This window comes from Schleiferilactobacillus harbinensis DSM 16991 (assembly GCF_000425885.1).
In the GTDB taxonomy this organism is placed as follows: domain Bacteria; phylum Bacillota; class Bacilli; order Lactobacillales; family Lactobacillaceae; genus Schleiferilactobacillus; species Schleiferilactobacillus harbinensis.
Map to the genome: position 1 here is coordinate 24974 of NZ_AUEH01000028.1, position 13400 is coordinate 38373.

Annotated in this window: 15 protein-coding genes; 6 read left to right on the plus strand and 9 right to left on the minus strand. The window is 50.6% G+C overall.

The window, feature by feature from the left end; translation table 11 throughout:
* Position 1 precedes the first annotated feature (1 nt).
* The 4 genes from H627_RS0109470 to H627_RS0109485 all read right to left on the minus strand — a co-directional run bounded on the left by H627_RS0109470 (position 2) and on the right by H627_RS0109485 (position 4791).
* A complete protein-coding gene (locus H627_RS0109470) occupies positions 2-370 on the minus strand; it encodes a hypothetical protein (RefSeq protein WP_027828765.1) in 369 nt (122 codons plus the stop codon).
* Between the two features lie 79 nt (positions 371-449).
* A complete protein-coding gene (locus H627_RS0109475) occupies positions 450-1892 on the minus strand; it encodes a cellulase family glycosylhydrolase (protein WP_027828766.1) in 1443 nt (480 codons plus the stop codon).
* 291 nt (positions 1893-2183) lie between these two features.
* Complete coding sequence (locus H627_RS0109480) at positions 2184-4355, minus strand: AAA family ATPase (RefSeq protein ID WP_027828767.1); 2172 nt, start codon at positions 4353-4355, stop codon at positions 2184-2186.
* Between the two features lie 190 nt (positions 4356-4545).
* Positions 4546-4791, minus strand: a complete 246-nt coding sequence (locus tag H627_RS0109485) for a hypothetical protein (RefSeq protein WP_027828768.1) — start codon at positions 4789-4791, stop codon at positions 4546-4548.
* A gap of 154 nt (positions 4792-4945) precedes the next feature.
* Here H627_RS0109485 and H627_RS17775 point away from each other — a divergent pair, with 154 nt between their 5' ends.
* The 3 genes from H627_RS17775 (at position 4946) to H627_RS0109500 (ending at position 8317) form a co-directional block, all read left to right on the plus strand.
* Positions 4946-6202: an MFS transporter gene (locus tag H627_RS17775; RefSeq protein WP_035440533.1), complete on the plus strand. Its 1257-nt coding sequence runs from the start codon at positions 4946-4948 to the stop codon at positions 6200-6202.
* Positions 6203-6321: 119 nt separating this feature from the next.
* Positions 6322-7713, plus strand: a complete 1392-nt coding sequence (locus H627_RS0109495; protein ID WP_027828769.1) for an amino acid permease — start codon at positions 6322-6324, stop codon at positions 7711-7713.
* A gap of 103 nt (positions 7714-7816) precedes the next feature.
* Positions 7817-8317, plus strand: coding sequence for a thiol peroxidase (locus H627_RS0109500; RefSeq protein ID WP_027828770.1), 501 nt, complete (start codon positions 7817-7819; stop codon positions 8315-8317).
* An 85-nt stretch (positions 8318-8402) separates the two neighbouring features.
* Here the strand turns inward: H627_RS0109500 and H627_RS0109505 are convergent, their stop codons facing one another.
* Positions 8403-8903: a hypothetical protein gene (locus H627_RS0109505; RefSeq protein WP_027828771.1), complete on the minus strand. Its 501-nt coding sequence runs from the start codon at positions 8901-8903 to the stop codon at positions 8403-8405.
* A 255-nt stretch (positions 8904-9158) separates the two neighbouring features.
* On the opposite strand from H627_RS0109505, the gene H627_RS0109510 reads away from it, so the two are divergent.
* Positions 9159-9740, plus strand: a complete 582-nt coding sequence (locus H627_RS0109510) for a helix-turn-helix domain-containing protein (protein WP_027828772.1) — start codon at positions 9159-9161, stop codon at positions 9738-9740.
* Positions 9722-10030, plus strand: coding sequence for a hypothetical protein (locus H627_RS0109515; RefSeq protein ID WP_027828773.1), 309 nt, complete (start codon positions 9722-9724; stop codon positions 10028-10030). The genes H627_RS0109510 and H627_RS0109515 overlap by 19 nt, the downstream gene beginning before the upstream one ends.
* Positions 10031-10404: 374 nt before the next feature.
* Here the strand turns inward: H627_RS0109515 and H627_RS0109525 are convergent, their stop codons facing one another.
* The 3 genes from H627_RS0109525 to H627_RS0109535 all read right to left on the minus strand — a co-directional run bounded on the left by H627_RS0109525 (position 10405) and on the right by H627_RS0109535 (position 11502).
* Entirely contained in the window at positions 10405-10596 is a 192-nt protein-coding gene (locus H627_RS0109525; protein WP_027828774.1) for a hypothetical protein, read from the minus strand.
* 21 nt (positions 10597-10617) lie between these two features.
* The gene (locus H627_RS0109530) at positions 10618-10896 is read right to left on the minus strand and encodes a hypothetical protein (protein ID WP_027828775.1); all 279 of its coding nucleotides are present in this window, start codon (positions 10894-10896) and stop codon (positions 10618-10620) included.
* 183 nt (positions 10897-11079) lie between these two features.
* The gene (locus H627_RS0109535) at positions 11080-11502 is read right to left on the minus strand and encodes a hypothetical protein (RefSeq protein ID WP_027828776.1); all 423 of its coding nucleotides are present in this window, start codon (positions 11500-11502) and stop codon (positions 11080-11082) included.
* Positions 11503-12065: 563 nt separating this feature from the next.
* On the opposite strand from H627_RS0109535, the gene H627_RS0109545 reads away from it, so the two are divergent.
* Positions 12066-12941, plus strand: a complete 876-nt coding sequence (locus tag H627_RS0109545; RefSeq protein ID WP_027828778.1) for a helix-turn-helix domain-containing protein — start codon at positions 12066-12068, stop codon at positions 12939-12941.
* Between the two features lie 289 nt (positions 12942-13230).
* Here H627_RS0109545 and H627_RS19710 read toward each other — a convergent pair.
* A partial coding sequence (locus H627_RS19710; protein ID WP_162143233.1) for an ATP-binding protein occupies positions 13231-13400 on the minus strand: 170 nt, incomplete at its 5' end.

The following is a 13400-nucleotide window of genomic DNA, read 5'->3' on the forward strand; positions in this document are numbered from 1 at the left end:
GTCACGCCCTAGTGAGATACCGTCGCAAATAAACATCACCGACCAGAACAATCACCAGTGAACCGATCACGATTCCAATGCTTAGAGCAAAATAGGGGTTCCCGGGATTCTGCATCAGTATCCATACCCAAAGCAGAACCTGTAAGCAATCCCCAGCCACCATGCGCCAGTAATCGGTACGCTGGAACAAGGGCCGCTTAGCCCGCCAAAAGTTACTGCCGAGATTCACCATGTTCAGGGCGAATATCAAAGCGGCACTAATTAGCCAGCGATAGGGACTGGTGTTCCAAAAGAGCAGCGCGATAACGCTGGCAAGCACTAAAACACCCAGGGCGATGCGCCACACTGGATAAAGTTGCGTCTTTGTCATCATCGAGTCCTCCCCACTGATTGATGTTAAGCCAATGATATCGCATTCGCAGGAACTCTGGCCCAAAAGCCGATCCTAATTACCCAATATGCAAATGCAGCACAACTTCCTGCTCCGCATCAGCGGTAATAAACAGCACCCCGCTTTCGCTGCCGGGCAAGGCCTTCTTATCCGCGCGCACGCCCTGCTCAGCCAGCTGACTGATCGCCACGGTGTGCAGATGCGGCACGAAGATCCGGCTGGTACCTGGGAACGCCTTGTACGTCAAATCAAATTGCTGAGTCGCTGGATCATAGTGATAGGCATGCAGCTTGCCGTTAATTGCCTGGGGATACGGCCGCTCCAGAACCCGTGCCGTGGGGCTGGTGAAGTAGCCCTCATAGTAACTCCAGTAAGTTTGGCTCCACTCGTTAGCTTCAATTTGTTTCACGTGGAATTCGCTAATGGCCTTCGTCTCCGGCTGATCGAAATACGCGCCCCATTCACCTAAAACCAGCGGCACGTGCCACTTCTCTTGCACCTGCCGATGAACCGCCAGCGTATGGCCCAACCGCGCCATACTGTAATTCTCAAAGTGGTTGGTATCCACCACCAGATCATAAGCGTGGGGCGCGAAGACTTCATTTTTATCCGGAGAGAAAGAAATGGCCGTCGGAATACCAATATTGGCGAAGAAGCTCGTCTCCAAGAAGAGCGCCTTGCCGTTCAACAGGTCGTGCAGGCCAGCCGCCATTTTATCGTAGAACGGGTTCAAGGTGGCCTTTTCAAATGCCTGCACCGGCGCCGTCAGCTTCTGCAAGATCTCACCATAAGTAGCCGCATCGTTCAATTGGGCTAACAACCCCTGCTTCTTCGTGTCATCCAGCCAAATACCCATCAGCTGTTCCGGGGACATCTGCAGTTTTTCACCCAAATAACCGATAAGCGTCTGCACTACTTCCTGGGATTGGGAACCCGGGAATGGCTCATTCATCAAGTCGAAGCCGATCACATTCTCAGCTTCCAGGAAATACTTGGCGATAGCTTGCCAAGCGTTCAAATAGTGGTCCTGCAGCCCCTTGCCATCGCCAGCCGGGGCATTTTGCCAGAAATTATCCAGCGCCCGATGCAAGCCCGGGCTGATGAAGTAGCTATCGCTCCACAGGTCGCTCCGGTTGAAGGGCAGGCCGTCGTCCAGCACCGCCCAGTCCGGGGCGCCATCGCCCCATTTAGCGGCGTACAGGTCCTGGTGCATGTCCAAGAAAACATAGATCTCGTGCCGCTGAGCCAGTTGAATCTGCTCGGCAACCCGCGCCAAATACGCTTCATCGATCTGGCCCGGTGCCGGTTCGACTTTGTTCCAATAAATACCGAAGCGGATCAGATTGATGCCATGGGCCGCCAGCTGTTCATAAAGCGGATCCCCGCCGGGGGTGATGAAATCATGGTCAGCTTCTTTATCCACCAAGTTGATGCCGTTGAAAATGACCTGCTCACCCCGTTCATTAACGAAGTGATCACCCTGTACGCGCATTTTATCCATTATGTTATTCCTCCGATCAAATAAATTGCTGTGACTGGTGCAACCGATTCCAACGTAAGCTATTTGGTCAGGAAAAGCAAGCAATTCGCCCGCCAGTGTGCGTTATTTAATCCGCCAAAAAAAGCCGCCTGCCGGGTGCACTAACACATCCGGCAAGCGGCTTTAGCGACGCTTGTTCTGGAAGCTGATGACGTTATGGCTTTGTCTAAGTGGTTGCCCCAACCCGCCTTCGCCCGCGTGCTGGGGCAAGGTCAACATAGGGACACCAGCCTGCCTTCACCAGCTGAACGATTACTGCTTGGTCACTGCCTCGCCTTTTGCGTCTGGCCGAGCAGCAGCCTTTTCAGTGACTGGCTTGATCACGATGGTATCATTCGCCAGTTCCGCCTCCAGGTGCTTCACGTCTGGATGATCCAGATAATAGTCTGTGACCTTATCCAGAATCTGGGATTCAATAACCCGGCGTAACGGCCGAGCACCCATCGCTTCATCATAACCCTTGGTAATCAACCAATCTTTAGCGTCTGCAGAAACCGTTAAGGTAATCTGCTTGCGGCCCAAGATGCGGCTGACATCAGCGAGCATTAAATCAACGATCTGATGCAGGTCTTTCTTGGTCAAATGACTGAATTCAACGATACCGTCGAACCGGTTCAAAAATTCAGGACGGAAGTAAGGCGCGATCCGGGTCACGATGTCTTCATCTTTCTTCCCGGATTTGGCCAATGCTTCGGTACCAAAGCCGGCATTGGACGTGGCAATGATGATCGTGTTCTTGAAGTTGACCACGTTGCCCTGGCCATCGGTCAGCCGCCCGTCATCCAAGACTTGCAGCAGCAACGTGATGACTTGCGGATCGGCCTTTTCAATTTCGTCCAACAGGACAATGGAATATGGATTCCGGCGGACTTGTTCCGTCAGCGTATTGCCGTTGTCTTCGTAGCCGACGTAGCCGGCACTGGTCCCAATCAGCTTAGAAACGGCAGTTCGGTCAGAATATTCACTCATATCCAAGCGGATGATGGCGTCCTTGCTGCCGAACATATCCAGCGCCAGCTGCTTAGCCAGTTCCGTCTTGCCGACCCCCGTGGGACCAACGAAGAGGAAGGAGCCAATCGGCCGATTGCCGCTGGCAAAGCCGGAACGGCTGCGGCGAATAGCCCGGGCAACCATATCCACGGCTTCATCCTGGCCAATGATCTTCCCCTTCAACCGGCTGCCTAAGCCCTTCAAGCGTTCGATATCGTTACCGGACATCTGCTGAACAGGGATCCCGGTCAACCGCTGCACGGATTCGGCCACATCATTCGGCGTCGCCACAGCCTCGACTTGTTTGCCGTCATTAGCCAGCTGCTTTTGAATCTGGTCCGCCTCGGTCTTGGCTTTCGCGGCTGCCTTGTAGTCTTCTTTCTTCGCGGCGGCATCCTTTTCTTTGTTAATTTCCTTCAATCGTTTCTCCAAAGCCACCTTATCCGTCACCGGATGTTCAGCCGCCAAGTGCGCGGCCGTCATATCGATCAGGTCAATGGCCTTATCGGGCAAAGACCGTTGCGGAATGTACTGCACGGAATAGTTTACCGCCGCCTGCAGGACATCATCCGGCAATTGCACGTGATGGTGCTGTTCGTAGAGCTTGCGGACGCCTTGGAGAATCTTGAAGGTATCGGCTTTGCTTGGTTCATTCACGATGACATCGTTGAACCGGCGGGCCAGGGCCGCATCCTTCATGATGGTGTTGCGGTATTCGTCCTGGGTCGTCGCCCCGATGACGGTGACTTCGCCCCGGCTCAGGGCCGGCTTGATGATATCGGCCAAACCCTTGCTGCCGTTATCGTCGCCACCGACAGAACCAGCGCCGAGAATCTGTTGAATTTCATCAAAGAACAGAATGACGTTGCCCGCGGCCTTGACCTCTTTGATCAGATTCTGAATATTCTGTTCGAAGGAGCCCCGGTACTGGGTACCGGCTTCCAGGTTAGAAATATCAATGGACCAAATCTGCTTGTCCTTGATTGCTTCCGGCACATCGCCTTTGACAATAGCCTGCGCCAAGCCTTCGACGATGGCTGTTTTACCGACCCCGGCGTCACCAACCAGGATCGGGTTATTCTTCGTCCGCCGACTGAGAATCTCAGCGGTCTCTTGAATTTCCTTATCCCGGCCAATAACCGGATCCAGCAACCCATCCTTGGCCTCTTGGGTCAAATTTCGGCCCATCTTTTCCAAGATGCCGCCCTTCTTGACGGCCTTGGTCTGCCCATCATTGACGGGAATACTGCTGCCGTCACCGCTGGGCATTTGCCCAGTCGCCCGGAATTGGGCGAACTGATCCGGGGTCAATTCATGGCCGTTCACCACATACCGGGCGGACTGGCCTTGACCCATTTGATGCATCACTTGATTGAAGAAATCATCCATATCGTTGTGGAAGAAATCATCGTTGTTGTTAAAATCGTCTGCCATAAGACATACCCCCTATAAACCACTTAGACAATATTACTTGCGTTTTCTGTGAACGGTGCTTGTACACCGTGCCGGTGTCTCTCTCACCGAACAATTATAGTATATACCAGTTTTGTCACTCTGTTAAGCTAATTGCTAATATTTAGTGCACAAAAAGGCAGGCTGCACTTGGGCAGACTGCCTGAATGGTCTACATATCCTTTAGGTCTTCCATCATTTGGCGGTTCTCGTTATAGTACTTCATTCCCTTTTTCACGAAATCCTCGTGAGCAGTAGACGGAAGCTTGCGATACGTAATTGTCCCCTTCACCGAATCAACTACTTTTTCAAACGTATTTGTACTATCCGCCCCGAGCTGTTTCAATTCAGCCTGGGTAACTTCAAGTGAGTACTCACGGCCGTAAGGAACCAACGGCACGACGCTTCTATTATCCATGTTGTGCGGCCTCCATTCCTAATATCTGCTAGTATACGCACTCAGCAACGTTAGAACCATCATTTCGGCTTATAACAAGCAATCTGATTGCCCTCCCGCGCCCCAATTTGGTATACTTTCTGGACATCATTTTGCGTCACGAGGGAGGATCACTATGACCGCACCAACGACTTGGCGTTTTAACTTCTACCGCATGTGGACCGGCCAGTTTCTATCCGGCATCACCAGTGCCATCGTCCAATATGCTCTGCTGTGGTACTTAACCATCGAAACCAAATCAGCCACCATGATTTCGCTGGCGACGATCATCGGCTTTTTACCGGGCATCTTCATTTCGCCCTTCGTCGGGCCGATCATCGACCGGCATAATAAGAAATGGCTGATGATCGGGACGGATATGCTGACGGCGCTGGCGGCCCTCGTCTTGGCGGTCATTGGCCTGATTGGTCATACCTTCCCCCTGTGGATGGTCTTCTTAGCCATGTTCGTCCGCTCGCTGGCCCAGACGTTTCAATATCCCACGCTGCAATCCATAACCCCGACTTTGGTCCCGCACACGATGCTGACGAAGATCAGCGGCCAAATCGGGGCGTTCCAGTCCGTGCAAATGATTATCGCCCCGGCGGTGGCGGGGGTGCTCTTCGGCATGTTCGACATCAATTACGTGATTCTGCTGGATGTCGTTGGGGCGATTTTCGGGTCCGCGACAATGCTGATTACCCGCTTGCCGGAACGGCTGAAACAGGACGGCCCGGTCCATTTCTGGCAGGACATGCTGGCCGGTTGGACCTTGCTGCGCAAAGATAAAGGAATTTTCCAGCTGACCTTAATTGGCGCCCTGTTCACCCTGATTTTCATGCCCGCTGGCGCAGTCTATCCCTTGATGACCACTCAGTATTTCCGGGGGACGGTCGCCATGGCCTCCATCGTGGAAGTTGTTTTCTCCGTCGGCATGATGCTCGGCGGGGCCTGGATCGGTTGGCGCGGCGCGGGTAAAGACCGCGGCCGGGCGCTGTTTGGCTCAATTCTCAGCGTCGCTGTCTGCGGTATTCTGTCCGGCATCCTCAGCCGGGATTTCACCGGTTTCATCCTATTTAATATTCTAAATTTCTTCTTCGGTGTGGGGGTGCCGTTTTTCAATGCACCGTTCATGGCGATGATTCAGGAGCGTTTTGCCCCAGAAATGCTCGGCCGGATCATCGGGCTGACCAGTATGCTCATGAACTTAGCTGGACCATTGGGGCTGGTGGCCGCCGGGCCCGTCGCCGACCGGTTCGGCGTGAACATGCTGTTCATCATCATGGGCGTGGGTGCACTGGTAGTCGGCGCTGGGATGCTGTTGCTGCCGGCAGTACGGACTATTGATCGGCAGCCTCGCCCAGTTCCCGCCGAAGAAGTACCAAAAAGCTAGCCTGTTTCTTCCTTTATCGACATGAATCCTCTTCATCTTACCCTGAGGCAGTTGAACCGCCATATTGTTACAGAAGGGTTACAATAGAAAGGAAGACTTTTGAGAGGGGATTTTTTTGCATGGCACAACAACCAACAACGAATGGCAATGGGGGAATGAAGCGCAGCCTGCGTAACCGCCACGTCCAAATGATTGCCATCGGCGGCACGATCGGCACCGGGCTGTTCCTCGGTTCCGGGACCACCATCCACCGCACCGGCCCCTCAATCATTCTCGTCTACGCTGTCCTGGGCATCTTCTTCTTCCTGATGATGCGGGCGCTGGGCGAGATGCTGTATGAGGACCCGAACCAGCATACATTCGTCTCGTTCATTTCGAAATACGTGGGCGAAGGCGCCGGCTTCTTTGCCGGCTGGAGTTACTGGCTGGGCTTGATTTTCTTAGCCATGGCTGAGCTCACGGCGATTGGCCGGTATATCCAATACTGGTTCCCTACTTGGAACGCCAGTCTGATTCAACTCGTGTTCCTGGCCATCTTAACCACCATGAATCTGATTGCGGCCCGAGTCTTTGGTGAAACAGAATTTTGGTTCGCGATGATTAAAATTATCGCTATTCTGGCTCTGATTTTTACCGGTATCATCATGATCTTTACTGGCTTCAAGACTCCCAGCGGCAGTGTCGCTAGTTTTGGCAATATTTTGGACCACTTCCAGTTCTTCCCCAATGGCGTCTGGAAGTTCCTCGGTGCCTTCCCGATGGTCTTCTTTGCCTTCCAAGGCATTGAGTTCGTCAGCATCACCATTGGCGAAACGGCTAACCCCCGGGAAGTTCTGCCTAAGGCCATCAACCAAACGATTTATCGGATCCTGATCTTCTATATCGGCGCGATGATCATCATCATGTCCATTAACCCTTGGCGGGAAATCAATCCCCAGCAAAGTCCGTTCGTGCAGGTCTTTGCCCTAGCCGGACTGAAGGGTGCCGCCGGGGTCATCAACTTCGTCGTGCTGACATCGGCCGCATCGGCTTTGAACTCCGCAATTTTCTCCGCTGGCCGCCATTTGTACCAGATCGGTACCGAGGGGCATTCCAAGGAAGATTCAAAGGTGACTGAAATCTCCAGCAGCGGCGTCCCCGCCCGGGCGATTTTCACCTCGTCCATCGTGATGCTCTTGGCACCCGCCTTGGCAATGATTCCGCAGATCAAGGATGCCTTCGAGTTCATCACCAGTTCGTCCAGTGATTTGTACATCCTGGTCTATGCTCTGGCCATGGTGGCCCATTATCGCTACCGCCATTCCGCCGACTATATGCCCGATGGCTTCAAGATGCCCGGGTTCCCGTTCACGAACATCATCACGATCATCTTCTTCGTCTTCATCTTCTTCACCCTGTTCATCAACGCCGACGCAATCATCCCAGCGGTGGGCGCGATTATTTGGACCATTGTCTTTGGCACCGTCAGTTATTTTAAGTTCCGTAAACAGAACGCCGAACAGGGCGAATAGTCGGTTATCAGCGTTTGTCAACCGACTAAGGTCTAGACCCCTTCCTTTTATTTTTAAACGTGTTACAATCAGCGTTAGCTAAATTTGAAAGGGGCTACGATTCATGCAAGTTACACGTAATGGGGCACCGGTCGCTGTTCTGGGCGAACCGATTCGGCGCGGGGCAACGCTGCCGAAGTTCACCATGACAGATGCCCACGGCGCGTACTTCACCACCGCGATGATGATTGGCCGGCCGGCTTTGATCAGTGTCGTCCCGGACATCAATACCCGGGTGTGCAGCATCTCCACCAAGAAGTTCAATCAAGAAGTTGACCAGTTCCCGGGCATCAATTTCTACACCGTTTCGACGAACCCCGTCGCTGAGCAGCAAAACTGGTGCGCGGCTGAGGGCGTCAAACGGATGCAGTTGTTGTCCGATTCCGAAGGGTCCTTTGGCCGGGCCATGAACCTGCTCGTACCGGACAGCAATGTTCTGGTCCGTTCTATCTTTATCATCGACGCCAACGGCAAGATTCGTTACGAAGAGATCGTTGACGAACAAACTCGCGAACCCGACTACGATGCCGCGCTCTCCTTTCTGGAGACGCATTTCCACGACTAACGCCAATTACCCATGATGCAAAAGAAGAGACCGTGTTGCCGGCGATGGCAATGCGGTCTCTATTTGTCTGTGTGGGTGTCCAACATTACTTACTATCATCCTTTCGCAGCAGCCAGAACGTACCATCCTGGGACTTAAAGCTAGTATCGCCGCGATCCGTCAGCTTCAAAGTCAGCTTGGGCGTTGTGACCGTCCATTGCTTGCCGGAACGGGTAAACTCCGCCCGACCCAAATCAACTTTTTGACCGACCTTGACCTTCGCGATGTCGTTGATGTCGGTACTACCGACCAACATCTTGAAAACCGTCTTCGTCATGGGTTTCAGTTCAGTCTTCTTCCCACTTGTCGGCGAGTTGCCTAGAAATACGGCAGTACTTGCTTGAGTGGGCAGTAGATAAGCGTGACCGTTGGCAAAGCTGATGGTCATATCCACAAAGAGATAGTTCGGGACATAGGTTTCCAGCACGCGCCCGGCAAAGGTCTTCGGTACCGCAGCCTTACTGGTGTAATACCGATACCCAAAGATCCCGCCGATTGCGGCAACGACAACGACCAACAACGTGATCCAGATGCCCTTCTTTTTCATGATAGGCAACCTCCTTCTTGATGGCCTCATTATATACCATGTGGGATTGGGTGCGGTAACAAAACAACTTCTAACAACCCTTATTGCGAGTTATTTGTTACTTATTCAATTCAATCCGATAAGGCGGGATTGCGGAACCCCCCCGTACGTTCCGCACCGTTCCAGAATACGTCGATACCCAGCGATCAGTGCCATTTTGAAAGTTATGCTCAAAACTGCTGTAATCACGCATGCCTTTCTAAAGGGGGATACATAATGTCCGATGAATACGGAAAGTCCGTTCGAATCATCCGTGAAAACCGGAATCTCAGTCTGAGCCAACTGTCGGACGGTATCGTTTCCAAATCGACCCTGGACAAATTTGAATTGGGCGACTCATCAATATCATTTGAAAACTTGTTGCCGCTTTTACAGCGTCTTCGCGTTTCTTTGTCCGAATTTCTATACCGTGTTAACGAGCACTCCACATCCTCTGTTACCCAAACCCTCCAAAAAGCCTCCCGTGCATACTCACGTAAAGATGTTCTTTCTTTGAAACGCCAGCTGTCGGAACTCGTCAATGAAAAGATATTGGAACCTAAAAATCTACCTTTTCATCGTCTCGATATTATTGCAGTGAAAGCCGCGCTGGGTATGCTCCAGAATGTCCCGCTGCCAAAGGAAGACGTTGACTTCGCCGTGTCCTATTTCTTGACCCAAAACGAATGGTTTCATTATGACCTGGCAATTCTTCAGTTTCTGCCGCCCTTTCTCACGAGTGATATACTTACCCAATTAGTCGATACGCTGTTTAAGAACATCCCAACCTTTTTCCACTCATGTCCAACATCACGTTAGCCACCAATATCCTCATCGCTGTCATTGGTCAGCTGATTATGGCAAATGCAATTAATGATGCAGAACACCTGATTTTGCGCACGCGTCGTGAATCCGCTATTGCTGCCTACCTCACCACCACCTTAACGCTTACTGAATATGAAGCAATTATTCAATATCGTCGCGGCAACCAGGCAAAGGCTGCTGAAAGCCACGAGACCCTCATCGCCTTTTTGAAAATATTGGACATGCACGACGCGATGAGCTCTTTGGATAGTTTGTGGGATCAGCTGACAACTGCCGCTGAGTAACACCTCCTCGTTTAACTTGTCTTCAGAATAAACGAATCGGTTCAGTTTGTCTCAAAGCGTGTATAAAACGTTTACAATATATCTTTAATAATCTCGAAGGCTCAGCTAATTCAGCGGATTGACTCAACTCGGGAAAAACTCTGTTTCTTATAGTGGACAGCAATGCCCTGATCCGTTCCATCATTCATCGACGCCAACGGCAAGATTCGTTACGAAGAGATCGTTGACGAACAAACCCGCGAACCCGACTACGATGCCGTGCTCTCCTTCCTGGAGACGCATTTTCACGACTAACGCCTATTATTCATGATGCGAAAAAGAGACCGGGTTGCCTGTGATGGGCAATGCGGTCTCTATTCATGTTCAGTAAAAAATCACGGCTTACGCTGTTCCCTCCGTAAAGATACCCACGCCAGCAATCCAAGCCGGTAAACCACGTACAGCACAGCCGACCACACAACAAAAATCGTAAAGATCTGGTATACCGATTGATTCAGCATAGAAATGACAATAAACCCTGCGACAGCAAGGATAAACAGAATCAGGATACCACCGTTCTTCTTCACGGGATCACCTCCGTTGTTGGTTCAGCGCCGCGATGATTTTTCTTTGATTAAAGCAGTCATTAACACCACCGCAAACAACACAACAAAAGGCATAACCATCATCGTGGCGCCGGGTCCACCCTGGATCATGTCCCACACGATGAACCCGATAAAGCCAACGCCGACGACAATAACGGGCAAATAGAAAGAGCGGCCGAGGACGGTGTACCACTTACCCGTCGCTGATCGGCGTACCGATGCGGCAATGACAACGACAATGATTGCGGCAATGAAAATAATTGAAACCAGCAATGTACCCATATCCGCGCCTCTTTTCATCCCTATCAGATAATTTTAGCAAGCGTTTTCCGTCTCGTTAATTAATTGGCCCAATCGGCCGAAATGCATGAAAAGAGACCGCATTGCCATTATGGATTTCTGCGGTCTCTATTCGGTTGTGTGGGTGTCCAACATTGCTTGCTATCATCCTTTCGCAAAAAGTCGCTATTCAGCGCCCTTCTTCGCGATTTGGATGCTGTTCGGATTGATCATCGTAATAAGATACTTGGGTGAAGCGGTCAGGATATCTCTTATATTGTCAATATCTCCAGTGAAGTTTGTCCCAATGGCTAAATGCTTCTCCGTGAGAACAAGACTCATCGGAAACTTTGTAATTTTGCCAATTTGATGCTCGATCTCTTGAGCGTTCTTGTTTTGACGAACATACGGAATGGCCGTATTCGCTGCTGCTGGCATGGTCATCGCCTGCATTGTAATTCCAGTCAATGCACCTGCGATTACATTACGTGCCGTATTCTCTTTGAACTGTGTCGATAATCCGAAGAGTAGTGCAATGGATTTGACGCCCAATACGCTGATTGCACTTGCCCCGGATTTCATCCGTTCTGCAAGCTCTGCAATTTCCACTGTAATCAACTCCTCCAACGTAAAAATTTATGGAATCAATAGACCATTTGATGTCACTCGAAACCGACCAGGCAAAGGATCAGTGTGGCAGTTTTCGCTGATGACTATAGGCCAATGTGTTTGTGCTACATCATCTAAGACCTTTTCAACTGCGCTGTTTACGACATTCAAGGCGTATTGAAAATATGGCAAATGCAACGATCAACACCACAACTGCCGCTATACTGATTAGCCGCCAACTGGTGCTATGAAAAATGTTCAATATCTTTTGAAGACCCAGTAGCGCAATCAGAACAAACGCACAAATGCGGGCTACTAAGAACCCCACACCTTTTCTTCTGCTGATTACTACCAGAAAGAGGACCAACGCGATACTGGCAATCTCAGCAAACATAACACCCACACCCCATTTCGGCCTCACTTCACATTTTGTAGTAAGCAATGATTCCAAGTTTAAATCAGAGGAATTGGATAAATCTCGTCAGATAGCAGTATACTGGTTGGGACTAAGGCTTTTACAATTTGATTCATCACTTTCGACCCTTTCATAAGGGGGGAAACCGTTGTCAGAAGAAATTGGAAATACCTTCTACACATTCCGTACCAAAGATCGCAAATTTACCGTTAAACAGGTATCCGCAGACATAATGAGCGAATCATCGTTACGCAGATTTGAGCTGGGCCAAACGTCTCCTTACCTAGCAACGGTCCTACCACTCCTAGATAAGCTTAGAATTACACCTTCTGAGTTTTTTGCTCGGCAAAACAACTTCAACCCAACGCAAGTATCCGCTTTTTACAGTTCAGTCGCTCACGCCTACAACGATAGGGACGTCATCAAGTTAGATGGTATGCTGTCTGATTTGATAAAGACTCACCCAGATAAACCAACTGACTTGCCGTTTGGTCGTCTCGACAAGATAACCATCCAGGCAGCGAGTGGTATGTTGCGGGGTCAACCGTTGCCGATAGCCGATATCAACTTCGTGATGAATTATCTGCGTTCGCAGCGTAATTGGTTTAATTATGACCTCAATATGCTGCGTTATTTCCCCGTATTTTTGCCAGCCGAGGATCTCATTTGGCTTGCTCAGAACATTTTTGCCCATGCGTTGGCATATATTAATGTCCTGAATAACGCTGATTTGGTGAGTGATATTGTATTAAGTGTCACCAATGCACTCATTATTTCAGCAAAGGACTACGATGAGGCTCAAAGTCTGCTGAGCATCTCCCACCACACTGATGCTTTAAAAGGAAAACTCGAATTCTCCGTGCATCGGAAAGCCCTGGAAGCAGCCATCATATTTCATCAAGGTGATCGCCATGGCGCTGAAGAAATGCACGCTGGAGTTCTTGCTACCTTGAAGGAATATGAGGCCGACTGGGACATTCGGCAAGTGGAGGCCATGTGGCCCTTGCTGACGAAGAAAGATTGACGTTTTCTTTTACCTGATCACCTTCCTTTTCCTTTCTGTACCCAAGATAACATCTATGCTCCGGCCTGGGAAGCGTTTTCGCACAAGTGCCCGACCACTATTTTTTGAATATACCAAAAGCGCTTGTGTCACCTGGGTTTCTCGCAAAACTGAATAATTCCGGCGTGCATGTCAACGCCGACGATAAAATGACATTTTTTGCCGATTAGAAAATGTTGTTTTTTGCCGGTTTAGTTGAGCTGCGTTTCTCCTTTCCAATTAGTGGTGATGCTTCAGTTAGGCCAGAGGCCTAACCAGTATCATTCGGTGCTTTGTCCGCTTTGGGCTCTGTGATATGGCCCTTCATGCGGTATGACCGGCCGTTGATCCGAATCACGCGGGAGTGGTGCACCAGTCGATCAAGAATGGCATTAGCCAGAGTCTTGTCGGCGAATGTATCGCCCCACTTGGAGAGGGCAA

Bases quoted from the DNA above. Each gene is read 5' to 3' on its own strand.
- H627_RS0109475 (WP_027828766.1), bottom strand. From the start codon at position 1,892: ATGGATAAAATGCGCGTACAGGGTGATCACTTCGTTAATGAACGGGGT.
- H627_RS0109480 (WP_027828767.1), bottom strand. From the start codon at position 4,355: ATGGCAGACGATTTTAACAACAACGATGATTTCTTCCACAACGATATG.
- H627_RS0109500 (WP_027828770.1), top strand. From the start codon at position 7,817: ATGCAAGTTACACGTAATGGGGCACCGGTCGCTGTTCTGGGCGAACCG.
- H627_RS0109530 (WP_027828775.1), bottom strand. From the start codon at position 10,896: ATGGGTACATTGCTGGTTTCAATTATTTTCATTGCCGCAATCATTGTC.
- H627_RS0109470 (WP_027828765.1), bottom strand. From the start codon at position 370: ATGACAAAGACGCAACTTTATCCAGTGTGGCGCATCGCCCTGGGTGTT.
- H627_RS0109485 (WP_027828768.1), bottom strand. From the start codon at position 4,791: ATGGATAATAGAAGCGTCGTGCCGTTGGTTCCTTACGGCCGTGAGTAC.
- H627_RS17775 (WP_035440533.1), top strand. From the start codon at position 4,946: ATGACCGCACCAACGACTTGGCGTTTTAACTTCTACCGCATGTGGACC.
- H627_RS0109515 (WP_027828773.1), top strand. From the start codon at position 9,722: ATGTCCAACATCACGTTAGCCACCAATATCCTCATCGCTGTCATTGGT.
- H627_RS0109505 (WP_027828771.1), bottom strand. From the start codon at position 8,903: ATGAAAAAGAAGGGCATCTGGATCACGTTGTTGGTCGTTGTCGTTGCC.
- H627_RS0109495 (WP_027828769.1), top strand. From the start codon at position 6,322: ATGGCACAACAACCAACAACGAATGGCAATGGGGGAATGAAGCGCAGC.
- H627_RS0109510 (WP_027828772.1), top strand. From the start codon at position 9,159: ATGTCCGATGAATACGGAAAGTCCGTTCGAATCATCCGTGAAAACCGG.